Origin of the sequence: Microbacterium sulfonylureivorans (assembly GCF_003999995.1) — a bacterium.
In the GTDB taxonomy this organism is placed as follows: Bacteria; Actinomycetota; Actinomycetes; order Actinomycetales; family Microbacteriaceae; genus Microbacterium; species Microbacterium sulfonylureivorans.
This window is the reverse complement of the sequence record NZ_RJAD01000003.1, coordinates 288,392-311,235: the sequence shown is the minus strand read 5'-3', so window position 1 is coordinate 311,235 and position 22,844 is coordinate 288,392. Positions and strand designations below refer to the sequence as shown.

At 65.6% G+C, this 22,844-nt stretch carries 19 protein-coding genes; 3 read left to right on the top strand and 16 right to left on the bottom strand.

What is annotated here, in order from left to right:
- Positions 1 to 221 precede the first annotated feature (221 nt).
- The 7 genes from EER34_RS14935 to EER34_RS14910 all read right to left on the bottom strand — a co-directional run bounded on the left by EER34_RS14935 (position 222) and on the right by EER34_RS14910 (position 5,872).
- The gene (locus EER34_RS14935; RefSeq protein ID WP_127476130.1) at positions 222 to 1,205 is read right to left on the bottom strand and encodes an ImmA/IrrE family metallo-endopeptidase; all 984 of its coding nucleotides are present in this window, start codon (positions 1,203 to 1,205) and stop codon (positions 222 to 224) included.
- Between the two features lie 53 nt (positions 1,206 to 1,258).
- On the bottom strand, positions 1,259 to 1,633 hold the full coding sequence (locus EER34_RS14930) for a helix-turn-helix transcriptional regulator (RefSeq protein WP_127476128.1): 375 nt from the start codon (positions 1,631 to 1,633) through the stop codon (positions 1,259 to 1,261).
- The gene (locus EER34_RS14925) at positions 1,617 to 2,075 is read right to left on the bottom strand and encodes a holo-ACP synthase (protein ID WP_164743579.1); all 459 of its coding nucleotides are present in this window, start codon (positions 2,073 to 2,075) and stop codon (positions 1,617 to 1,619) included. Before EER34_RS14925 ends, EER34_RS14930 begins: the two co-directional genes overlap by 17 nt.
- Entirely contained in the window at positions 2,062 to 2,952 is an 891-nt protein-coding gene (locus tag EER34_RS17565; RefSeq protein WP_164743578.1) for a thymidylate synthase family protein, read from the bottom strand. The genes EER34_RS14925 and EER34_RS17565 overlap by 14 nt, the downstream gene beginning before the upstream one ends.
- Entirely contained in the window at positions 2,952 to 3,239 is a 288-nt protein-coding gene (locus tag EER34_RS14920) for a hypothetical protein (RefSeq protein ID WP_127476124.1), read from the bottom strand. Before EER34_RS14920 ends, EER34_RS17565 begins: the two co-directional genes overlap by 1 nt.
- Before the next feature lie 141 nt (positions 3,240 to 3,380).
- Positions 3,381 to 4,370 (bottom strand): nucleotide kinase domain-containing protein, encoded by a 990-nt coding sequence (locus EER34_RS14915; protein WP_205791670.1) that lies wholly within the window; start codon positions 4,368 to 4,370, stop codon positions 3,381 to 3,383.
- A complete protein-coding gene (locus tag EER34_RS14910) occupies positions 4,367 to 5,872 on the bottom strand; it encodes a thymidylate synthase (protein WP_127476120.1) in 1,506 nt (501 codons plus the stop codon). Before EER34_RS14910 ends, EER34_RS14915 begins: the two co-directional genes overlap by 4 nt.
- A 136-nt stretch (positions 5,873 to 6,008) precedes the next feature.
- Between EER34_RS14910 and EER34_RS14905 the strand changes: the two genes are divergently transcribed.
- Entirely contained in the window at positions 6,009 to 8,171 is a 2,163-nt protein-coding gene (locus EER34_RS14905) for a metallophosphoesterase (RefSeq protein ID WP_164743577.1), read from the top strand.
- Positions 8,172 to 8,717: 546 nt separating this feature from the next.
- Here the strand turns inward: EER34_RS14905 and EER34_RS14900 are convergent.
- The 7 genes from EER34_RS14900 to EER34_RS14870 form a co-directional block, all read right to left on the bottom strand.
- On the bottom strand, positions 8,718 to 10,067 hold the full coding sequence (locus EER34_RS14900) for a family 4 glycosyl hydrolase (protein ID WP_127476116.1): 1,350 nt from the start codon (positions 10,065 to 10,067) through the stop codon (positions 8,718 to 8,720).
- Complete coding sequence (locus EER34_RS14895; RefSeq protein ID WP_127476114.1) at positions 10,064 to 11,041, bottom strand: N-acetylglucosamine kinase; 978 nt, start codon at positions 11,039 to 11,041, stop codon at positions 10,064 to 10,066. The genes EER34_RS14900 and EER34_RS14895 overlap by 4 nt, the downstream gene beginning before the upstream one ends.
- Complete coding sequence (locus EER34_RS14890; protein WP_127476112.1) at positions 11,038 to 13,395, bottom strand: glycoside hydrolase family 3 C-terminal domain-containing protein; 2,358 nt, start codon at positions 13,393 to 13,395, stop codon at positions 11,038 to 11,040. Before EER34_RS14890 ends, EER34_RS14895 begins: the two co-directional genes overlap by 4 nt.
- A gap of 65 nt (positions 13,396 to 13,460) precedes the next feature.
- Entirely contained in the window at positions 13,461 to 14,249 is a 789-nt protein-coding gene (locus tag EER34_RS14885) for a 6-phosphogluconolactonase (RefSeq protein ID WP_164743576.1), read from the bottom strand.
- A 44-nt stretch (positions 14,250 to 14,293) separates the two neighbouring features.
- On the bottom strand, positions 14,294 to 15,100 hold the full coding sequence (locus tag EER34_RS14880) for a carbohydrate ABC transporter permease (protein ID WP_127476108.1): 807 nt from the start codon (positions 15,098 to 15,100) through the stop codon (positions 14,294 to 14,296).
- Between the two features lie 2 nt (positions 15,101 to 15,102).
- Positions 15,103 to 16,074, bottom strand: coding sequence for a carbohydrate ABC transporter permease (locus EER34_RS14875; protein WP_240642408.1), 972 nt, complete (start codon positions 16,072 to 16,074; stop codon positions 15,103 to 15,105).
- A gap of 8 nt (positions 16,075 to 16,082) precedes the next feature.
- A complete protein-coding gene (locus EER34_RS14870) occupies positions 16,083 to 17,306 on the bottom strand; it encodes an ABC transporter substrate-binding protein (protein ID WP_164743575.1) in 1,224 nt (407 codons plus the stop codon).
- Between the two features lie 290 nt (positions 17,307 to 17,596).
- Here EER34_RS14870 and EER34_RS14865 point away from each other — a divergent pair, with 290 nt between their 5' ends.
- On the top strand, positions 17,597 to 18,316 hold the full coding sequence (locus EER34_RS14865) for a GntR family transcriptional regulator (RefSeq protein ID WP_127476104.1): 720 nt from the start codon (positions 17,597 to 17,599) through the stop codon (positions 18,314 to 18,316).
- Positions 18,317 to 18,450: 134 nt separating this feature from the next.
- Here the strand turns inward: EER34_RS14865 and EER34_RS14860 are convergent, their stop codons facing one another.
- On the bottom strand, positions 18,451 to 19,539 hold the full coding sequence (locus EER34_RS14860; protein ID WP_127476103.1) for a GNAT family N-acetyltransferase: 1,089 nt from the start codon (positions 19,537 to 19,539) through the stop codon (positions 18,451 to 18,453).
- 29 nt (positions 19,540 to 19,568) lie between these two features.
- Here EER34_RS14860 and EER34_RS14855 point away from each other — a divergent pair, with 29 nt between their 5' ends.
- Positions 19,569 to 20,051 (top strand): MarR family winged helix-turn-helix transcriptional regulator, encoded by a 483-nt coding sequence (locus tag EER34_RS14855; protein WP_127476101.1) that lies wholly within the window; start codon positions 19,569 to 19,571, stop codon positions 20,049 to 20,051.
- A gap of 30 nt (positions 20,052 to 20,081) precedes the next feature.
- Here EER34_RS14855 and EER34_RS14850 read toward each other — a convergent pair whose 3' ends face one another.
- The gene (locus EER34_RS14850; RefSeq protein WP_240642407.1) at positions 20,082 to 22,763 is read right to left on the bottom strand and encodes an AAA family ATPase; all 2,682 of its coding nucleotides are present in this window, start codon (positions 22,761 to 22,763) and stop codon (positions 20,082 to 20,084) included.
- Between the last annotated feature and the right edge of the window lie 81 nt (positions 22,764 to 22,844).

Sequence of the window (22,844 nt, the reverse complement as noted above, 5' to 3'; positions counted from 1 at the left end):
GAGGGCGGCTGGCCGGTAGTCGCTAGGGACTTCGCCACCGACCGAGGATGTCCGCGACCACCGTACCGTTCGGAATCCCAATGAAGGTACTCGGCACTCATGAGATCGTCGCGTGCGAGATCGTGAACGAACGTGGCTGATACGGCGAGACAAATGGACCGCATCCCTTGGTCATCCACCGGGCGGCTATCCGATCGCCCATCGAACACCCATCTGAGCACTCAGCTACCCACCCGTCGCGCGTAGGCACCGATTTGGGCCGCATCCATACCGACGACTTGATGCTCGGGTTGGACCACTACATTAAGCGGAAGCTCAGCCGCGGGTCTGGGCGATGCCTCCCACGGGCGTATCAGCTGCATCGATACCTCCGCCGGCCCTGGAGCCTCGAACTGAAAGTGCAGCCGGCTTCCGCCACCCGATTCGGGGGCGTGCCGGGCGACAAGTGGTTGCGCAGCTTGTGCCAGGGTACCCGCTCCATCCCAGACCAGCCCCGGCGGGAACGACCCCGGGAGCTGACCGTCCGCGACCCAGATGTAGCCCGAATCCCCGTGATTGGGGAGGTCCACCATTACGTGGTCACCGACGCGGCACAGCGCCAGGTCTTGGCGCTCGGCATCCACCTCCACCACTTCGCCGCGCCCTGGAGCAGCGAACGGCTGAATGAGAATGGCCTTGGCCTTTGAGGGCCCTTTTCGCGCCAGCTCCTTCGCAGCCGCCGGGGTCAATATTTCCAGGTCCACTAGCCGCCACACGGTTGCTGAAAAGCTCGTGTCCATCGTGCGTGCGAGACGATAGAGGTCGAGATCCGTGAGGCCGGATCGCCCGTTTAGGTCAAGCGTTCTCATTTTCCGATTCACGAGGCCGGGCGGCATCAGAAACGCCGATGCAAATGCCTGTGCCTCCACCTCAGCGAGTGAGGTGTCGCCTCCGCCACTAATGTGCCGTTCGAGGTCCAGCGCTGACTGATGGCCGAGCATGTGGTGCCCTAGCTCGTGCGCGCACGTCAGACGTTGGAGGGGCTCCGGATGCCGATCATTGAGGCAGATCCCGAATGTGCCGCCATCGGAGAGGTAGAACCCGAAGAGCGTCGAAGAGAGGTCACGCGCCGAGAGCCATACGCCAAGCTCACGGACCACCTCGAAGACATCAATTGGTATGGACATGTCCGTGCCGAGGCGGGCGTGCAGTCGAGCCGCTTCCATGCTTGCGCGCGATCGCGCTCGGCTCGATTCAGCGAAAGACGCCACGTTGGTACCTAGCCCGACTTGCCGACGTCGGGGGCGGCGCCCGCATGCCGAAGAAACTCCGCAAATCTGAGTACCTGCTCACGATCCTCATTGCTCAACTCCCGCGTGGTCCTGAAGAGCGCATCAGCCGTTGCGTCCCGCGGAGCCTCTGCGCCCATCAACCGATCTGCGCTAGTCCCGAACAGTTTGGCGAGGTGCTTCAGCTCGACACCTGACACGCGCCGACGTCCGGTTTCAAGCGCGCTCACAGCGGCCCGCGTGATTCCTAACACGCGCGCAACTTGGTCTTGACTGAGACCGGCGTAGGCTCGCTCCTGCCTGATGTTCTCGGCGAGTTTGCGGGCATCGTCGCTTATGGACTCGAGGTCATTCTCCGAAGTCATCCGCTTCCCCCTTCGGGATTGCCAAGGCGATCGCCACTGCCGCGCCGTCGTCTTCGCTCATCGTTATCGACCAGTCCCACTGGTGTGCCGAGAGTGGCCAGTCCTCGCTGGTCCCCCTTTCGACCAAAGGCTGGCCTTCCGGAGTTCTGTTGATTTGAATGTCGATCGGTCGAATGCCACGAAATCCGGTTCCGATCGCCTTCGAGACAGCTTCCTTGGCCGCCCACCGAACCGCGATCCTCGCCGGATCGCTAGTGATGTAGGTCCGTTCCACCTCGGTGAAGCGGGTCAGTAGGAATCTCTGTCCCGCCGGCCGCTCCATCAGGTGAGCAAAGTAGTCCACCGCAGCGACATCGATGCCAAGCCGCAAGCCATTTGTCATCGGGCCGCGCACGCCCTGCAGCATCGCGCCAACCCGTTGGGCGAAGTCAGCGACCACCACCGCCGCCTCCTCTGGGGAGCTCCAGATCGTCGACAGAGGCGCCGAGCGGACGGGCGCCGACTTCAATAGGTACCACCTCACGGGCTGCCTGCCGTGCTTCGCCATAGATCGCGTGTCGCTTAGATGTCTCCGCGAGGGCGTGCCCCGTTACGACCGTAAGTTCCCCCGGCTCTAGACCAGACTCGGCGGCGAGAAAGTTCAACAGGCGCCCGAGCCCGAGGAAGTTGCCGTACGCACGAGCTACGTAATGGTGTCGCCGATAGAGGGCAACCATGTGCACAACGCCGTTGAGCCTTGTCAGGCTTATGTGCGCAAGGCAAGGGTTCCCGATCGTGCGGGCGTCGTACGCCATGTCGGCGTGCGTACCCAAGCTGACTCCGGCGGAGTCAGGAGCGTAAGGCTCCCCGGGAGCGCCGATTGGGAGTTCGTACAGGTCAGACCAGGCTTTGTCGCGCGCGGACAATCGATCGATCGCGAGCTCGAGTTGATTCACCCGGGCGCCGGCTGGCGACGGATAGTTCGTTAGGCGGCCAATATAGGTGCCCCACCCCTTGCGACGACTGTGCGCACGTAGGCTCTCTGCACGCGCTACATTGCGGAAGAGTCGCTCCGCCGCCCCCGGTCCCGGCCGATAGAGGGCGACGGGAAAGATTGTGCTCGCGACAGTATCCATGCTTTGAGGGTTGCGGTGGTCTTTTCCGCCGGCCGTCTCGAAGTCCAGCAGCTTGCGCTCAATCACGCGGCGCACTCCGAGGTCCTCCTCGAGGGGACTCGCGATGTTGACCGTGAGATTGTGCACTTCTCCTCTCGGCAACAGTTGCTCGTATGCGTTCAACCATGCATCCCCGATGTCGGAGCCCCACACGACGGTCGCCACTACGCGGCTCCTGAAGCTTGATTTAGCTCGCGAACGATGAGTTCCAGGAGCGCGTTGACGGTTGCGAACTCTTCCCGCGGGAGGTCAGCCGGCGCGGGGAGCGTGACGCCGAACACCTCCTCCAGACCAGCGATCACTGACTCCGCGATCTTGCTTCGAAGCTGGAAGTCGCCGTCTTCGCCGGCAGCGGCGATCGCCTCGTACACCTCATCCGCGTCGACGCCCTCGACTTCAGCGATCATCCTCACTAGATGCTCGCGTACAGCAGCCGGATCGTACAGGTCCATTTGATCGCCCCCAGGGGTATGTGATCGATTTCCTCACAGACTACTCTTGTGGTGCTCGATTTTCAAGCAGATGGCGAATCAATCATGCAGATCCGGCGCTGCGCGGGCCCCGCGGGGGCCGCTGCGCGGGCCTCGCGGGGCCTACGCGGACACCAGTGCCCGAGCCGTCGCGGTCTCGAGACCCCACTTTGGCGGAAAGAAGTAGTCGATTGGCGTGGGTGTGGGCTCGAATTTCGACTTGATACGAGTCCGCGAGCTTGCGAGTTCCGGTAGCGCTTCCCGGCAGTACTTGTCCGTTTCGCACAACAGATTCTGAACATCGATTGCGTGCAGCGATCGCCCCCACAGCCCCTCGAACCGCAGATTGCGCGCCGCGAACTCTTCGTGCTGGCGCTCCACTAGCCAATTGATGAGGCCGGAGGGAGAGTAGTCGCCGAAGTCAGTGAACAGTTTGCGTAGACCGCGAACCGCTCCTGGACCTGGCACCGTGAAATCATTCTCAGAGAAATCGATTAAAGGCGAGTAGTTGAGGTCGATTGCGATCTGATACGACATGAAGTCACCCATCAAGGGGAATGCATGCAGAGCGAGGTACACCTCCTCAAGGCTTGATGCCTCGGATATGCGGGACGCCAAATCATCGTCCAGGAACATATGCTTGAAGAGTTCGACGTGATTGAGATGCTTGATCTTTCGCCCATATGCATCAGTCGCGCACAGAATAAATGCGCCCGTATACAGGCGCTCTCCGGCGTCGCGCATGTCAGTCAGGGCGTCCTCGAGAGCGCCGCTGGCCAGGTCTCGCAGCAAGGGCGCGTGGCCGAGTCGTTCGGATAATGAATTCCAGGATTCGATCCGGCTGAAGGTCCGCATCGCGACTATTTGGAACGCGAGATCGTCTGCTGCAGGCTGTTCGCGCTGGTAACACACTTCTCGAATCAGAAACTGGCTCACCCGGTCAGACGCGCGGTACACATTGCAGAACTTGAATCGCGCGAGAATAGTATCCTCGGTCCAGGGGGCCGATTCGCCACGCCACCGTCGTTCGAATATCGACTGTCGCTCCGCTGCGAAGCGCCAAAAAATGTCGTGGACGGCCTCCCGCGTGGCGGGAGCGGTTTGCGGATTCATGTCGACGATCTCCTAGTGAGCAGGACGACGACCAGGTCCCACGCGCTCGCGGCGAGATCCTCGGCAAGTCGAACCCGATCTGCGATAGGTAGCTGCTTCGTGACAGCGGTCCGTACAGCCGCTCCCGCCGCCATCACGTCCGAAACCGCTCGATCTGAAGACTCCCGCGGTCCGAACGAATCGTACTCATTCAGCAAGTACTCGAAGCCCTCCACGCCGTCGCTCCATCTGGACACGCCGTGTGGCAGGCCGAGGCCCTGTTGCTCGGCGAGAAATGTCCGGTACTTCAGGGCATACACGAACAGATCAACAGCGGTGTCGGACGCGGACTCAGCGTCCTCTGGTGCGATGCGATCGAAATTCCGTAGCCGGTCGATCTTGCGATCGATGTTCGGGAGTATGGATCCGACCTCTCCGTGTCGCTTCCAGCTATCGCCGTAGGTTGAAGTCTTGGCGCGATGCAACTCAGCTATTTCGAGCTTCAGGATCTCGCCCTCCGCAGACGCTCGATGCACGGCGCCACCGCCCGGTCTACGTTCAAAGAACTCGCGTGCCGCCCTCACCAGCTCCGGATCAGTTATTTCGTCGAGCCACGCCTGGGCGGCATCAGCGTCGACTCGTTGCTGCTCCTTCCGAGCGGCGAGCATCCACAGGAAGTCGCGCAGCAGCGGATCCTTGAATGCTCGAATCTCGGCTGCAGGAATCCCGCCGGCCCGTATCATGCCTTCAATGGCAAACCAATCCGAGAACGTGCCCTCTAGCTCGGAGAACGGCGTGGCGAAGTTCCGTTGTGCGGGTGTTCGTACGCCGAGTGCGATCGGCTGTGCCCCGCGCATGATCTCGAGAGCACGGGCGTAATGTCTCTCGTACACATGCAGCGATGAGATCCAGAAGGCCAGACCTCCAACGTCCGAATCCAACCAGAACGCAAGCATTTCCTGCATCACGCTCCACTCGAAGACGTTGATGCCGGAAAACCCCCAGAACAGGTCGTTGCTGCGCACAGCGACATCGATGTCGAGGCGGCCATGACGTATCGACACATTCAGCCAGTTCGTGCACGGAATGTCCTTGCTGACTTGAAAGTCCTCGGCGGGATCAAAGAGGACAATCGACCCGCGGCGCGATGTTGACTCCTCCGACAGGATCGCGACGACCTCCGCGAGCTGGTCAATTCCATTCCAGTTGCGAAGGCGCGGCCCGTAGCCGGCACGCCAGGTGCGCCCGTCGTCCGAGAACTCTCCTGCCCGAGGCAAGTACTCGCTGAGGAAGTCGACATCGTTACGGCCCGCCAGAACCCACACTGTCTCGGCGATGCTTGCGAATACATCGCCACGCCGCGACGGTACCGGAACATACCTCTCAAGCGGCCGCTCAATTTGGACCCCCACATGACGTAGCTCGCGCGTCTCGTAGCCCCGAACCGTCGTTCGTTCTCCACGTCGCATCACGCGCTCCAGCAAGTCAACGAACGCGGTCGCTTGATTGCGGTGCGAACTCATGGCGCATCCGCCGCCTGCTCAGCCACACATGAAGTGTAGGTGGCGATCCGGGGGACGGCCGGTTGCGCCCCGCGGCAATACAAACTCGCCCCCGACCGGACAGCTGGAATCGTTGCCAACCGGCCATGATGGGGACGTGGCTCGCATCCTGCATCTCTCCGACCTTCACCTCCACGGTGATCGCGAAGACGAACTGATTGCCGACAACAAACAGAAGGCTGTCCCAGCCTCGGCCCAGGCGTCGGCAGGGGACCGCATGCGCTCGACGCTCGAGGCGCTGGCTCGTGCCGTCATTGAGGATGAACTCGGGCTGGATTGCATCGTCATCTCCGGCGACATCGTTGACCGCGATGATCCGAAGGGTTTCGTTCGCCTGCCGGAGATCCTCGCGCCGCTGGTCCCTGACGTAGTCCCGCCCGAGAGGGTCGTTGTGGTCCCAGGGAACCACGACGTGCTCCGCGGAGCGCCGCCATCATCTCCCGAGCGCTATGAGGACTTTGTTCAGCTTCGCGAGCACGGCTACATCACGCCGCTGCTCGAAGGCATCGATCCACTAGAACAGACGGATGGAACTGCTGCGCAGACCACAACGCTGACGGCAGTGGATGAGTCATACATCATCGTCGCCATCAACTCGGCGGATCTATGTCAGACGGACCTACCCATCGAAACCGCTCTCGAGTCGCGCTTCGACCAATTGCAGAATGCAGGAAACCCAGCTGTCACAGAACTGCTCAGAGCCTGGGCGGAACGAGGAGAGGTCGATATTGCTTGGCTAGGGCAACACCAACTCCGGCATGCTGCCCAGGCGCTTGAATCCGCATCGACAGCGCTCGGGGCGCCATTGAGGATCGCCGTGATGCACCATCAGCTCATGCCGGTGGGTACGGTTCCCGAGATCAAGCCATACGAGTCGATCCTGAACCTCGGCGAGACACTCGACTGGCTTGCCATGCAGCGGATAGACATCGCGTTGCACGGTCATAAGCACGTCTCTCGGCCCTTCACATTGTCGCACCGCGGCCTCACATCGGTCGAGGCCGAGCAACGCATGCTGGTCGTAAGCGCCCCTAGCGCGGGGCAAGTCGACAACCAAGGCTCGCCTGTCGCACGACTTCTGACGATCGCGCCCGTGGCACCTCGGACGGCTGGCGTGACCATCGTCGATATCAAGCCCGTGGGCCCGGGGGGCACGATAGACATCGGAGTTCTCCCAACCGCGAAGTGGTTCCTAAACGACGACGCGGAGCGCGGACGCATAGTGGGCGCGACTGCCCAAGACGTGCACGAGAGGATCGTTTCACTCCCGACTCCGCACAACGCCGCTGCCCTTCCGCTGGTGTGCGTTGTCATTGACGGCAAGAGCGCCCTCAGTATTCCTCCGCTCTACCCAGATTTGCCATCAACAGAATCGGACCCGCAGGCCTGGTTCGATCGGACAATTGGGTGGTGGCAGTCGCCTCGGGCTGGCCGCGGAGCCAGCTTCAACCATGGGCAGAGAATTACCGCGTACGGATCGATCGACCCCGATTTGCAAACTGGTCATACTAATCAGCTCAAGGAGGCGGCGCGCGCGCTCGCGGACGACGCGGACACCAGCCGCGCCGTCGCCATTCTTGTCGAGCCGTCCGCGGACTTCTCGGGCGAGAAGCGCCTATTTCCCGCGTTCGTTCTCGTCCAGTTCCAGGTTCGCGCAGGGCTCGTGCATGTCACCGCATACTTCCGGAAGCAAGAGATGCCGCACTGGTGGCCGATAAATGTTGGCGAGCTCGCACACTTACAAGCCCGGCTCATCGATGACCTCGTCGCGCGAGGCAAGCATTACGATGCGGGATCGATTACAACAATCACCGCCCACCCAGCCTTTGGGCGCGGCACACCTCGCGTGCAGATTCCAGATCTCGACCGCCGAGCCGACAAGCCAATCCGACTCTTGGAATTGATCATGCCGCTCTACGGAGTTGGTGACGCCAAGAAAGCGCAGCAGGCATGGTCTGTTGCTCTGTCCGATTGGGCTCCCACCGAGAAAGCCCCCGCGGACGGCGACCCCGTTCCGGTCTTCGGTATCGGACAGTTGATTGAAGCACTACGTGAGGCCAGGGTAATCGGCAGAAACACGAACGACCATGGTGAGCTCGAAGAGCAGCTGGAGTCTTTACTAATGATCTGCGAGCGATACCTGAAGGCGACAGACGAGGATCGCGCGACTGCTCGACCACTGTGGCTGGCAGCTGTGCCGGGGCGACTAGACCGCATAGGCGAGGTTGTCGACCGCATTCTTGGACTCACACCGAACTGAGCCCATTTCGGCTCTCAGGCTCACGGACTGAACGGGCTTGCGCACCCTCGGAAAGGGCGGGGATACTCGGAGACCCGCCTCGGGCTGCCTCCCGTGTTGCTCTGCGCGCTCTTGGCGCTGCCTCACGTCGCTCCGCTTTCGACGTGTCCGGGGGCCCGGTCGGAATGCAGAGAATGCTGCTGGTCCGTCCACGACACCCACATATTCGCGGGTATACGCTTAGCCCGCTCACACGTCTCGAACCGCCCGGTGGATGGCATCGGCGACCAGGTGCCGTCCGATCCGGCCAAGCGGGTACAGGAGTGCGGGTCGCCCGCTGTAGATCGCGCTCGCGGGACGCCACAGATGCCGCCCTTCGGGTCGGCGCCAGGCTGGAAGATCGACGGGCCCTTCCCGCCTTCCAGCTCGCCCGCGCCGAATGCCGGGCGGAGATGCGCCGGGCCGGATGTGTCGTCGACCGCGTCCGGCCCAGCGTCGGTACCGAACTCTGGTGTTAGCCGCGGGCTACACGACCGTCCGTGCCCCCCAACAGAGGGCCCGATGGGTTCAGCGCAGGGGCGGCAACACGTCGCCCTGCAGCGCGAGGAACTCGTCGAGCATCGCGACCGCGCGGTTGTGGTTGTCGACGATGGGGTCGAGCAGGATCGCTTGCAGCAGCTTGGCCTTGGACTGCTCGACGTATGCCTCGACCAGCAGCTTGTGGATCGCTCCCTGCAGCTGCACCATCGCGAGGACACCCGTGGGCAGCGGTTCCATCTGCGCGGGGACGAGCGCGCCGTTCTCGACTCTGGCCGGCACTTCGACGACCATGTCGTCGGGAAGTCCGGGGATCGCGCCCCGGTTGGGGATGTTCACAGCGGGAAGGTCACGCTCCACGCCGCACGCGACCCACTCGATGATCGGGATCGCGAGCTCCTCCGACGACTCAACGGGGCGGTCCTCCAGCGACGCCTCGAGCGAGGCCGCAGGGTTCGGGGCGCGGAACGGCCGGTCGGTGTCGGCGAAGCGGATCTCGTAGTACCACTCCGGCGTCTCGGCGCCTTCGCGCCACGGCGACCCGTCGGCGGGGTCGTGGAAGTACTGCAGCTGCGTCGGCACGTAGTCGTCGGCCCATGAGATGTACTCGCCGAGATGGTTGGCGCTCGGCGACGGCCACAGACCGAAGCGGCGGAACAGGATGCGGGACAGCCCGATCTCGTGCCAATCCGAGACCCAGTTCGCCTCGTGTTCGAGTTCCCGCAGGCGCGGGTACAGGTCCTCGCCCGTCTCCTTGTCTCGAATAGCCTGGAACCACGTGAAGTGGTTGATACCCGCTGCGGGCAGCTCGAGACGGTCGGCGGGGATGTCGAGCAGCGCGGAGATCTGGCGCACGCCGTAGAAGTAGCCATGGCAGAGGCCGACGACCTTCACCGACGTGAGTCGCGAGATCGCCTCGCACACCTTGTGCTCGGGGTTGGAGAAGTTGAGGAAGAGCGCATCGGGCGCGAGCCGCTCGATCGCCCGTGCGATCTCCAGGAGCGGACCGAACTGCCGCAGCGCGTGGAAGAGTCCGCCGGGTCCGCCGTTCTCTCCGTACACCTGCTTGAACCCGTACTTCCGCGGCACCGTGAAATCCTGCGACCAGTAGCGGTAGCGGTCCCGCTCGATCGCGGTGATCACGAAGTCGGTGCCCGCGACGGCGGCATCCAGATCCGTCGTCGACGAGACGGATGCCGTGTGGCCAAGTCGCCCGACGAGGTGACGTGTGTACGCCTCCACCTCTGCGAGGGGTTCCGCGGCGATGTCCATCAGGACGATCTCGAGGCCTTTCTCGGCGATGGGCTGGCTCAGCAGAAGGTCGCGGACCATCTTGCCCGCGAACTCGCGGCTGCCGGCTCCGATCAGGGTGACTCTCATGTGCTCGACTTTCCGTTCTGGTGGGTGTGTTGGTGGTCGACGTCGACGATCCTGCGGGCGAGCCTGAGCGCGCCCACCACCGGGGGCTGGTCGAGGATCGTGAGTGCGACGTCGGGGTGGGTGCGCGCCAGTTCATGGCGGAGCGCTTGCTGCAGGAGCGGCTGATTCTCGATCACCGAGCCGCCGGCGACGACTGCGTCGGCACGGATGCCGCGGTCAAGGAGTCGATCGACGAGCCGAGCGAGCTCGACTCCTGCGTCGGAGATCACGCGGGTGGCGAGGGACGAGCCCTCGTCCTCGGCGGCGGCGAAGACTTCCGGCGCGTGGCGTCCCCAGTCGTCGGGCGATGTCGCCTGCGTGAGGGCGAGCGCCAGTTCGTCGCCGTCGCTCGCGCCGAATGCGGCCATGAGTCGCTGCCCGAGCGGGTCGATCGGGTGGCCGTCGTCGAGGTGGCTGAGCACCGCGCGGGTCGCCTCCCGGACGAGTGCGGGTGCACTTCCCTCGTCACCGAGGATCCATCCCCATCCGCCGGCGGTCACGAGTTCGTCGCGCTGGTCGCGCGCGGTGGCGATCGAACCGGTACCCACGACCATGCCTATGGCGCGCTCCGCACCCATCGCCGGCGCGATGAGTTCTGAGTCGTTCACGACGCAGACAGGCCCGATCAGATGGCGCCGGAGCGCCGACTCGAGCTCGCGGCACTGCGCCGTGTTCTCGCACCCGTGCGTCCCGACAGCTACCGCAGACCGCGCGAGGTCAGAGCCGAAGTGGTCGGACAGAAGCCGTGACAGGCCCGCGGCATCCGCTTCGAAATCACCCAGCGGGCCACGCCAGGACGATGAAGACACCACGATGTCTTCCATGGCTTCGCCGTCGATCGGCGCGCGCATCAGTCGTGTCTTCGTGCCGCCGACGTCGATTCCGACGACATAGGAGATGGATGCGGTGCCCGGGACCGCAGCATCCGCCGTCATCCGGCGTGCCCCTGTACGAAACGTGAGGTGTTCTCACCCATGAGCGCGGCGTCGGGGATCAGTGCCGGGAGCGACGGGTCGTCGGGGAGATCGATCGGCGCTGAGAGGCGGATGTCACGCGACGATGCTCCGACGTCGATGCGGAAGGATCCGCCCTCGCGCCGCCAGACGCCCTGCCGACCGTCGGGTCGCTCGGCAGCCGAATCCCAATAGGCGAAGTCGCGGTTCTCAAGGCGGAACTCGACTCGCACCGACTCGCCCGGCCCCAGCCGCTTCTTCTCGAAGCCCCGAAGCTCGCGCAGCGGGCGGTGCACCTCGGCATCCGGGTCGCCGACGTAGAGCTGCACGATCTCGTCTCCGGCGTGCTGACCCTCGTTGGTCACCGTGCAGGTGACGACAACATCCGCTGCCGACGCGTCGACGACGTCGACCGAGAGGTCGGAGTACCCGAAGGAGGTGTAGGACAGTCCGTGGCCGAACGGGTACAGCACCTCGCGGTGCAGCGCGTCGTACCAGCGGTAGCCGATGAACACGCCCTCGCCATAGAGCACCGTGCCGCGCTCGCCGATCCAGTTGGGCTGTCCCGGGGTGTCCTCGACGGCGAGCGGGAAGGTCTCTGCGATCTTGCCGCTCGGGTTCACCCGGCCGAAGAGCGCGTCGGCGACAGCGCCGCCGACAGCCTGGCCGCCGAGCCACGCCTCCAGCACGGCGTCCACGCGATCGTGCCAGGGATCCATCGTGACCGGCGAGCCGTTGGACAGGACGACGACAAGGCGGGCACCGGTCTGTTCGCGCACCTCGGTGAGGCGGGCGAGCAGCGCCACCTGGTCGGCCGGAAGCGCAAGGGTGTCCCGGTCGTTCGCCTCCTGCTCGAAGGCCAGCGGCAGCCCGGCGAACACGACGATCGTCTCCGCGCCCTCGGCTGCGGCGACGGCTTCGTCCTGCAGTCGCACCGCTTCGGGCGAGAGCCCGTTGCGTGTCGCTCGCTGCACGGCCTCGGCGAGCTGCAGCTCCTTGGCGAGCGTGGCTGAACGACGGGCGACCTTGGGTCGATCCTCGACGAACTCGACCCCGTGGGCGGCCAGGGTGGCGAGGTTGTCGTCCTGATAGGCGTTCTTCGGCAGGTAGACGTACCCGGGCGCATACGCGACGCGGTCGCCGGCAATCTCACGGATCGCGTCGAGCGGTGCGTCGATGCGGGTCGGGTCGACGCCCGACGACCCACCGCCCTGAATACGGGCGTGCTCGGCGAACGCACCGATGACCGCGATCCGGCCGACCCCGTCCTCCGCCAGCGGCAGTGCGGGGGAGCCGCCGACACGTTCGTTCCGCAGCAGCGTGAGGCAGGCCGAAGCCGCCTCTCTGGCGAGTGCGTGATGGTCGTCGGCGCGCAGCAGCGCGAGCTGCTCGGCACTGAGCCGATCACCCGCGGAGTGCCCGAGGTCCATGACCGGACCGTCGACGAGGTCCGCGCCGGGGTAGGCGCGGGTGACGAGCGTCAGCACCCTGCGCGCGGCGTCGTCGACGACCGACTCGTCGAGCTCTCCCGCCTGGACGGCCGCGACGATCTCTGCGTCGGTGCGACCGGCGGTTCCCGGCATCTCGAGGTCGAGGCCCGCCTTCAGCGCGGCGACGCGATCGTGCACCGCGTTCCAGTCCGACACGACCGCTCCCTGGAAGCCCCACTCGTCGCGCAGCACCTCGGTGAGCAGCCACCGGTTCTGCGAAGCGTGCACACCGTGCAGCCGGTTGTAGGAGCACATGACCGTCCACGGCTCGGCGATGCGCACCACCCGTTCGAAGGCCGCGAGGTACGTCTCGCGGAGGGTGCGCTCGTCGGCGATCACCGAGATCCGGGTGCGCTCGATCTCCTGATTGTTGGCGGCGAAGTGCTTCAGCGACGTCCCGACACCCGCCGACTGCACGCCCTGCACGTATGCGGCCCCGATCTCACCGGAGTGCATCGGGTCCTCGGAGAAGTACTCGAAGTTGCGGCCGCACAGCGGCGATCGCTTCATGTTCACGCCCGGTCCGAGGACGACCTGCACACCCTGGGCGCGGGCTTCCTCGCCGATCGCCACGCCGACGCGACGCATCAGATCGCGATCCCAGCTTGCCCCCATCGCGGATGCCGTGGGGAACGCTGTCGCGGGCACCCACACCATGTCGACCCCGGTCTCCTTGCGCAGCCCGTGCGGGCCGTCGCCGACCTCGATCGACGGCACGGGATCCGGCAGCCCCGGCCGGTCGAGCGGTTGGGTGTACCAATCGTCGAGTCCGGAGAGAAGAGAGGCCTTCTCCTCGATCGTGAGCTCGGCGAGGACGGTGTCGACATCGAATAGGGGAGGCGTCATGGGGTGCTTTCTGAGGTTCGGGGTGGCGATCGGCCGGGTCGCGGGTGTCATCCGTCCGTGCGTGGTCAGACCCGCACGGCCGCCGCGGCGCGATCGGCCAGGAAGGTCGGCTGTCGGCACTCGGTGACGATGGTGGCGGGCCACGCCGGGTCGTACTCCGTCGCAGCCGTGAGACGACGATATGCGTCCTGCTTGTGGTCGCCGCACAGCATCATCACGACTTCGGCCGACTGTCCCGCGATCGTGTCGACGCCGACTGTCACGCCATGCCGTGGCACCATCGCGAGGTCGGTGAAGTCGGGGAACGTGTTCATGTTGTCGCGGCGGGTCGCCTCGCCGAGCTCCACGATGTGGGTCTTCGCATCGCGCGGCGTGCCGGGCTGGTTGAAGGCCACGTGACCGTCGCTGTCGCCGGAGGCGAGCAGGAAGAGGTCGATGCCGCCGGCCGCGGCGATCCGGGCATCGTATGCCTCCGGATCGGCCGGATCGGCGGTCCAGATCTGTGCGGGAGGGGTCGTCCCCGCTTGCTCGGCGGCGGCCGCGATCGGCGCGAGGATGTCGCGCTGCGCGAATCCGAGGCACGAGTACGGCGCGGCGGGGTCGACGATTCGGAACACGCCCTCGTCGTCCTTCGTCACATAGTCATCCATCATCACGATGACCAGGCGTGATAGGTCGGCGCCGGCCGCAGCGTGTCGGGCGAGGGCGTCGTACACCGGCACCGCAGTGCGGCCGCTGGGGCATCCCAGAAGGAAGGGCATGTCACCCTTCGCCGCCATGCGGTGCAGGATGCCGTCGGCCACGGCAGTGCCGATCGCATCGCGGTCGGGCAGGATCTCGGGGGTCAGTTGCAAGGTATTGCCTTTGGGTTGAGTTTCGACGACCGGGGGAGTGGCGGTCATTCCTTGATCGCGCCTGCGAGCATCCCCGAGATGAACTTCCGCTGGAAGATCACGTAGAGGATCAGCACGGGCGCAGCGACGATGAGGCCACCGGCAGCCATCAGGTTGATCTGGGTCACGAACTTCCCCTGGAAGACGCCCAGCGCGACGGTCGCGGTCTGGTTGTCGCCGTGGAGGAACACGAGGGACAGGAAGTAGTCGTTCCATGTCCACATGAAGCTGAGCAGGATGAATGTGTAGACCGCCGGCATGAGGTTCGGCACCGCGATCGACCACAGCATCCGCATGGGTCCTGCGCCGTCCATCTCGGCGGACTCGAAGATTCCTCGCGGAAGGGCACGGAAGGCGGCCCGCATCCAGAACACGCCGAACGGCACGCCCATCCCGATGTGGATCAGGATGACGCCGAGCAGGGTGTCGGTGAGGCCGAGCGTGCGGAACTGGTAATACAGGGGCACGATGATGGCCTCGAGCGAGATCATCATGCCGACCAGGATCACCGGGAACAGCACCCTGTCTCCGACGACGCCGAGTACGCCGAACGCGTATCCGCCGAGGAGGGCAAGCACGGTTCCCACGAGCACGACGACCACGGTTATCGTCAGCGACACCGTCATGGAGCGGGAGAACTCGGCGTTCGTCCACGCGGTGACGAAGTTGCCCCACTGCAGGTCGGCCGACGGGCGGCCGGCACGGTCGGGGCTGAGTGCGGCGGCGATGAATGTTCCGACCGGCCACACCACGATCAGTGCCATGACCGTGAGGATGACGTAGTTCCAGAGCTTCTCGGAGCGCAAGGACATGTTCACTCCTTTTCCGAGACTCGGGTGATGACGACGGCGATGACGAGGCACAGAATGGCCATGACCACGCCGATCGCCGCTGCCTGACCGACGTCGGGGTTGACGAAGGCGGCCTTGTACAGGGCGACCGCCGGGGTGAGGGTCGAGGTTCCGGGCCCGCCGCGCGTCGTGATCCAGATCAAGTCGAACGCGCGCAGGGCGGCGGTGATCGTGAGCGTGAGCGCGACGGCGATCTGGCCGCGCAGGCCGGGGAGCGTCACGGCGAAGAACTCGCGGACGGGACCGGCCCCATCCATCCGCGCGGCCTCGTACAGTTCGGGTGCGATCGACGACGCGCCGGCGATGAACAGCACCATGCAGAAGCCGAACGTCACCCAGGTGCCGATGAGCCCGACGGCCGGCAGAGCCCAGGTGAAGTCGCCGAGCCAGTTCTTGGTCAGAGCGTCGAGCCCGACCGCTCGCAGAGCCTCGTTGATGGGACCTTCGGGGGCATACATCCGCTTGAAGAGCAGTGCGATCACGACGCTCGTGAGCACCTGCGGGAGGAAGAAGATCCACCGGTAGATCGCCATGCCGGGCCGCTTGCCGGCCGTGATCAGTGCGGCGGACAGCAGCCCGAGAGCGATGGGCAACACCGCGAAGAAGACGATCAGCACCAGCACGTTGCCGAGCGTCGAGCGAAGCACCGGGTCGGTGAAGAAGCTCAGGTAGTTGTCGAAGCCCACCCAGACCGCGGCGGTGATCCCGTCCCACTCGTAGAACGAGTACTGCAGCGACTGGACGAGCGGCCACAGAACGACGACGCCGTAGATCAGCAGTCCCGGCGCCGCGAAGAGCAGGCCGGCCATGCGCGCCCGGCGCCGCGCGTGCGACGTGCGCCCCTTGCGGTACCGGGTGATGATCGCCCCCGTGGCCGCGGAGCCGCCGTCATCTGTCTCCAGGGAGACGGCGGCTCCGGCTTGCGTGATGCTCACGGGGTCTCTCAGCCTGCCAGGAAGGCGTCGCGGTCGGCGTCGACCGCAGTGGAGAAGTCGGCAGGAGTGGTCCGGCCGGCCAGGAGCAGCTGCGTGTTCTGGCTCAGCACGTCGAGCATGGTCGGGCTCGCCCAGTCGAAGTAGGGAACGTAGCCGTCATCGGCGTCGAGCGTCGCGGTGGCGGCAGCCTCACCCTGCTGGCTACGCACATCGGGAGTCTCGACCTCGTGAAGCGCCGGCACGAGGCCCAGGTCTGCGGCCGTCTGGCTCGCCTCCTCCGACATCAGGAAGTCGAGGAACGCCGCAGCGACATCGGGATGCTCGTACTTGGCCGAGATCACCATGGCGCCGGGAGCGGCACCCACGCCGACGGTGGTGTCGCCGGCGGCCTGGGGCAGCTGGATGTAGCCGAACTGGTTCAGCTGATCCCCGCTCAGGCCGAGCGACCCGGTGTAGTCGAAGCGGAAGACGCCCTTGCCGTCGAGGTAATCGGCGAGCGAGGTCTGGTAGTCGATGCCCTCGAAGTTCGGGGTGAGCCAGCCCTTGGTGCTCCACTCCTGCAGAGTGGTCGCAGCATCCGTCAGTCCCGTGTCGGCCGCGGTCACATCGGGGTCGCCGTAGACGAAGTCGTTGATGTCGCCTTCGGTTCCGTAGATCGCCTGCAGGCCGAGCAGCGCGGCGGTGTTGCCGTCGAGGCCGCTGTAGCTGAAGGGCACCTCGCCGGCTGCCTTCACTGCGGCGGCTGCCGTCTCAAGCTCGTCGAGGGTCTCCGGCACGTCGATTCCGAGCTGGTCGAGCAGATCGGCGTTGTAGTACACGCCGATCAGCGATGCCCGAGCCTGGGGCGTGCCGAACCAAGACCCTTCTCCGATCGTCTTGAAATCGGTGGTGAACTTGTTCTGGCGCGCAATCGTGGTCGGCACAGTCTCGTTCCAGCCATACAGCTCGGCGTAGGCGTCGAGATTGAGCACGAGGTTGCCCTTGGCGAGCGTGCCCAGCGACGACCAGCCGTTGTTGGCGGTCGCGATGTCGGGACCCCCGGCATCCTGCATCTGGAGGTTGAGCGTGCTGGTCAGCTGGCCCCAGTCCTCGCGGGTGCGCTCGATCGTGACGTTCGGGTACTTCGTCTCGAACTGGTCGATCAGCGAGACGATCCACTCCTCCTCGGCCGCGCTCCAGAAGTCCGACAGCTTGAGAGTCACATCCCCGGCGGCCGCCACATCGTCCGACACCGTGGTGGGCTCGACGGGGCCGGCGGCAACGCCCCCAGGAGCGCATGCCGTTATCGCCACCATCGCAAGAGCACCGGTAGCCGCAACTGCAGCAACGCGCGCCTTCTTCACGTTCATTTTCACTCCATCGTGTTCGTGAGCTGCCGCCGGCCGAGCCGGCTGCGTCCATTCGCCTGGGCGGCCGGGGGACCGCCTCCTGCACGCTAACACCTGAGAACCAGTTAGTCCAGTTGATTGAACTAGGTCGCATTGGTCGACCAGTTTGGCAATGTGGTACGGTCTGACACACCATGAGCCTCTCGACCGCGGCCTCCCAGGCGTACGACCAGCTGACCCACGAGTTGGACGTTGGAGTGTTCGTGTCAGGCGCTCGCCTCCCGGGCGAACGAGAGCTTGCCGAACGGCTCGGCATCAGCCGGGTCACGCTCCGCGCGGCACTCTCCGCCCTCGAGAACGAGGGCCGGCTCATCCGGTCGGCGCAGCGCGGGTGGTTCGTGCCGGCGAATGTGCTCGGCGAGCCACCCAGTACGCTGCAGTCGTTCACCGAGATGGCTCGTGCCCGCGGCTTGCACCCCACGGCCCGCGTCTTGAATCAGGAGGTCCGGACCGCGACGCTCGACGAGGCTGAGCGTCTCCGCATCGCCCCCGCGTCACCGGTGATCCAGATCAACCGCTTGCGCGGCATGGACGGCACGCCGGTCTGCTTCGACGTCGTCGTCGTTCCCGAACAGCGCGCTCCCGAACTCGCCACCGCCGTCCTCGATGATGCATCCCTCTACGAAACGCTGCGCGAGCTGTGCGGGGTCACGATCTACCGCAGCGCCTACAGCGTCACCGCAGCGACAGCGGATGCCCCGCTCGCCAAACTGCTCAAGACCGCCGTTGGCGCCGCGATCCTCATCGGCGAGGAGGTCGCCTACACCGCTGAGGGCGTGCCCGTGCTGCTCGGGGTGAACAAGTACCGCGGAGACGCGTACCGATTCCAGGCGGACCTGTTCAGGAGAGCATGACCGAGCGAGTTCGCTCGGTGCCGAGCCCCACATTGCGGCCCGTCCCGGCGGCCCGGAGAGGGGCAGCATTGGGGGAGGGTTCGCCAGACGAGCACCCATACGAGGGGATGGGCGGCGATCGGCGCCGATGGCCGCTAGGCAGCCACGACAGACTGCATCGCGCCTGCTCGTTTCGCGAGGTGCGTAGCGCCGTGTGACGTCGCCTGCACCTCGTAGCCCGCCCGCGTATAGGTCAGCAGGTTCCGCGAGCTTCGCGCGCCCGTCGAGAGCTCGAATCGACGCGCCTCATCGGGCGCGTTCCGTTCGACCCACTCCAGGAGGAAGCGTCCGAGCCCTCGGCCCCGGAGGTCTGGCGCCACCATCAGGCGTCCGATCTGCCACGCGTCACCGACTGCACGAGCGCGCGCCGAGCCGACGAGCCGGGCCCCGTCGCGAACAACCCAGGTCGTGTACTCACGAATGCCCCTGACGATGGTCTCGAGGGGCTCATGAAGTGCGTGGATGTCGAGAGTGTCGTTTGCGATCGCTTCGGCGACCCAGCAGGCGCGCTGCAGCACGAGGAGCTCGGAGGCATCCCGCTCGTCCGCACGACTGAGGGTGAGGCCGTGCAGTCCCGGCTCCTCGATCGGGAGCTCATCCGCTCGGCGGAGCGGCGCGAGTGCTGCGGCGTACCGATGCAGCTGGTCTATCACGTGCCTGGCGGCAGCATCGCGGCGGGCGTCGGCGACGAGTTCCTCGCCCACGAAGGCGTCGCTCAGCCGGATGGCGACGGTCGAGGTGATCGGCACCATGCCCAGGGTGGTCGCCACGCTCTTCGCCGCGAGGGCGGCTCGGGTTCCGGCCGAGGTGTTGCCGTAGCTCACGAACGCGATCGGCTTGGCCCGCCATTCCTGCGACAGCGCGTCCATCGCGTTCTTGAGGGTCGCCGGCAGAGAGTGGTTGTACTCCGGGATGCACACGACGAAGGCGTCGGCACCGTCGACGAGCTTGCTCCAACGGCGCGTGTGGGCGTGAATGTACCGGCCCGTCGCCGGCTCGTCAGGCTCATCGAGGAACGGCAGGTTGATCTCGGCGAGGTCGGCAACGGTGAGGCTGACTCCCAGCTCCTCCGCGCGCACCCGCGTTGCCTCGAGGAACCAGTCCGCGACAGCGCCGCCCTTACGCCCCGGCCGCGTGCTCGCGACGATCATCAGCAGGCGAGTCTTTTTCGTTTCCATGTACATGAAATCGACCATACGGTAGGATCGTTGCCATGTCAACGAAACTCCCGGCTCCGTTCCCGCACGAACGCGGAACTCGTCGCTGGCTCTCCGAGGATGAAGAGCGGTCCTGGCGCGCGTTTCGCCGGATGATGACCGCCGTCACGGAGCGGACCGCTCACGACCTTGCTCCGACGGGCCTGTCGATGCCGGATTACGAGGTGCTCAGCACGCTCGTCGATCGTGAAGAGCATCGATGGGGCCTGCGAGACATGGCCGCGAAGATGGAGTGGTCACGAAGTCGCCTCTCTCGTCAGATCTCCCGCATGCAGGCGCGCGGTCTTGTCGACCGACATGCCGATGACAGCGACGGCAGAAGTGTCGTCCTGGAATTGACCGAGAGCGGCTATGCAGCGCTTCGCGCGGCGACCGCGACGCACCTGGCGTCGGTGCGGCGCCGGTTTGTCGACCGGCTCACCCCTGAGGAACTCGTTGTGCTGCGAGGACTCGCCGAACGGGTCTCCGCGCCTGAGTGATACGGGCGAAGCGGCGCTAAGTGAAACTCGCTACAACCCCATCCCACGCCCAGGGCTCGCCGGCCCGCCCCCCGGCGCCCTCCACATCTCCGCCTCTCGGTCCCGCGCGGCACGGCGCATCTCTGCCTTGGCCGCACGCACAGCATCCTGAATCGTCACCTCAGGCATGCCGCGTTGCATCGACTCGGCAATTCGCTCCCGAGCCACGCCATCCGTCCGCGCCACGACGATGGCGACATTGTGGATCCGGCCTCGGGTGAGGCCGACATAGAGCCCCGCGGCATCCACATCCGGCCCGACGACCGACGCGTCGGCTGTGTCGCCCTGGACCCCGTGCACGGTCGACGCGTAGGCGAGCTGCAGGTGTTCGCGCGCATACTCGAGGGGAATGTGACGCGCCTCACCGCTGTCGCAGATGGAAACGAGCGACATGAAGTCGTCGTAGATGCCACGCACGATCCACTGTGCGCGGTTCTCGACGCCGGTGAGCCGATCATTGCGGCGGGTCTGCACCGTGTCGCCAACGAGGATCCGCTGCTCCTGCATCCCCCACGCGACGAGACTCGAATCGAGCTCGCCCTGATCAACTCGGCGCTGCTGGATGGCGTCGTTGATGGCATCCGCTTCCGCGTTGGTCCCCGACACGAGCGTCACCCGCTTGCCGCGCGCGTGCCAGTCAAAGTAGGCGTCGATCATCCGCTCGCGCGCCGTGTCGTGATGATCGACCCGCTCGAGGTGACCGCACTCTGCCAACTCGCCGGCGACCTCAAGCGCGTGCTCCCGATCGCCCGCGTTGCGCAGTCGCAGCGTGAGTGCCGCGTACTCGGGGTCGCGAAACCGGTGCACGGTGTCCAGCTCGACGGATGCGTTGGCGTGCCGGATCGCGGATGCCATCGCCCCGGCGTGCCCGACAGGCAACGCCTGATGCGCGTCGCCGACAAACGCGAGACCGACCCGCAGTTCGAGCGCGAGTTCGGTGAGCGCGTTCGCGGTGTGAAGGTCGACCATGCCGGCTTCGTCGACGACGATCCGGTCGCCGGCACATAGCACCCAGTTGGCAGGACCGCTGTACTTAGCACCTACCGTCGGGTCGGTATCGCCGCAGGCAAGTCGTGCCCATACCTTCGCGCCGGCTTCGTCCGTGTTCCACCGATAGCCATGATCGAAGAGCAATGCATGGATGCTGGATGCCGAGGTCCCGATCTCTTGAGCCGCAACCGAGGCCGCCTTGCGCGTTGGAGCGACCACCAACATCCGTCGTCGCTGCGCGGTGAGGGCGTGGAATGCGGCACGCAGCATCGTGGTCTTCCCCGCGCCTGCGGGACCGGTCACCGTCACGAGCCCACCCGTTCCTGCGATGGCGCACGCCGCAACGTTCTGCGAAGCATCCAGAATCGACACATCCTCGTTCGACGCATGTCGATGCAGCTCAGCGGGTAGGAGGGATCGTCCGGGATTGGCGAGTGCGTCGAGGCGACCTGCGAGGCGCACCCTCGCGCGCATCGTCTCGGTCGCCATGAACGCCTTGACGTGCGCGGGAGCGTGTTCTGCAATAAGCCCGACGACGGCGGTTGCAGCGCGTCCCGCGATCTCGTCGATGACGCCATCGAGCCGGGCACGTTGCGCGACGATGCCCGCGCGGGAGAGCGCGCGCGTTGCGCCGGCCCGGATGTCGAAGGCACTGAACCGTCCACCGGATGACGTGGACCGTTCGTCGGCGTCGACGATAGCCATCCCGGCGAGGAGATCGAGATCAAGGGAGTCGATGTCTGTCGCGTTGACGTCGACGGGTGCTCGCTCGGCGACCAGGCTGGCATCGATCGCCGCGATCTCGCCTCGGACTTTCGCCTCCCACGACAGCTCGTCGAGATCGGCCGGCTTGTTCGGCCGTGACACCGCCCACGCACGGCGGTCGATCTGCTGCAGCACCTCGACGCTCGGCGCCGAACCCGCGTGCGCCGTCGACCACTCCGCGATCATGTGCGCGCGGTTGGCCTCGATCTGCGCCGACCGACGCGAGAGCGGACGGACGGCGCCGGCGAGTTCGGCGACCTCTCCCGCGTCATCGAGCGTGTATCCGTGGCGCGCGAGCGCGGCAACCCACGCCGGATCAGTGCGGGCGGCGAGGTCGCCCTCGGCGTTGACGACGGTGTGCAGTTTCATCGCGACGCGCGAGTCGACGTTCGACCACTTGCCATCCGCGCCGCGCACCTTGATGTTCAGCCAGAGGTGGCGGTGGATGTGCGGGTCGAGCGCACGCGAGCGGCGATGCTGCAGCTCGACGACTTCGATGCGCGTGATCTCCTCGCGGATGAGGCCGCCGTGCCCGCGCCGCGCATTGAGCTCGGTCTGCCAGGTGAGCAGGATCCGATCACGCAGACGGTCCTGGAGCGCTTCGAACTCGGCGGCAAGTTCGGGATGCAGCAGTGCGGCGATGCTGTATGACTTCGGGTGGTTGAGCGTGCCGTCGAGCAGTAGGTCGGCGTCGGGGCTCAGCCGCTGATGGCCGCGCTCTTCCCCCGTGACTGGGTCGTGTCCGGTGAGCCAGACACGAAGACCGCCCGCTGTGAGCTCGTCGGACGTGATGACGCCGTTGTCGACGATGAACCGCGAGACAGCCGAATGGGATGCTGCGCTGTATGCCTCGACTGCTCCGGTGCCGGTGGTGTGTCGCAGGTGTGCGTCGCAGGTGCCCTCGAGCGCGTACGACATCGCCTGTCGGACCCCGTGTGATTCGACGCCCCTCTTCCAACGCTCGAGACCGCCCCGCATGACGCCAGGCTAGGGCCGTTT

Coding starts and splice junctions, on each gene's coding strand:
- EER34_RS14860 (WP_127476103.1), bottom strand. CDS start 19,539: ATGTACATGGAAACGAAAAAGACTCGCCTGCTGATGATCGTCGCGAGC.
- EER34_RS14890 (WP_127476112.1), bottom strand. CDS start 13,395: ATGACGCCTCCCCTATTCGATGTCGACACCGTCCTCGCCGAGCTCACG.
- EER34_RS14915 (WP_205791670.1), bottom strand. CDS start 4,370: ATGAATCCGCAAACCGCTCCCGCCACGCGGGAGGCCGTCCACGACATT.
- EER34_RS14935 (WP_127476130.1), bottom strand. CDS start 1,205: ATGGAAGCGGCTCGACTGCACGCCCGCCTCGGCACGGACATGTCCATA.
- EER34_RS14855 (WP_127476101.1), top strand. CDS start 19,569: ATGTCAACGAAACTCCCGGCTCCGTTCCCGCACGAACGCGGAACTCGT.
- EER34_RS14920 (WP_127476124.1), bottom strand. CDS start 3,239: ATGGACCTGTACGATCCGGCTGCTGTACGCGAGCATCTAGTGAGGATG.
- EER34_RS14930 (WP_127476128.1), bottom strand. CDS start 1,633: ATGACTTCGGAGAATGACCTCGAGTCCATAAGCGACGATGCCCGCAAA.
- EER34_RS14880 (WP_127476108.1), bottom strand. CDS start 15,100: ATGTCCTTGCGCTCCGAGAAGCTCTGGAACTACGTCATCCTCACGGTC.
- EER34_RS14850 (WP_240642407.1), bottom strand. CDS start 22,763: ATGTCGTACGCGCTCGAGGGCACCTGCGACGCACACCTGCGACACACC.
- EER34_RS14910 (WP_127476120.1), bottom strand. CDS start 5,872: ATGAGTTCGCACCGCAATCAAGCGACCGCGTTCGTTGACTTGCTGGAG.
- EER34_RS14895 (WP_127476114.1), bottom strand. CDS start 11,041: ATGACGGCGGATGCTGCGGTCCCGGGCACCGCATCCATCTCCTATGTC.
- EER34_RS14865 (WP_127476104.1), top strand. CDS start 17,597: ATGAGCCTCTCGACCGCGGCCTCCCAGGCGTACGACCAGCTGACCCAC.
- EER34_RS14900 (WP_127476116.1), bottom strand. CDS start 10,067: ATGAGAGTCACCCTGATCGGAGCCGGCAGCCGCGAGTTCGCGGGCAAG.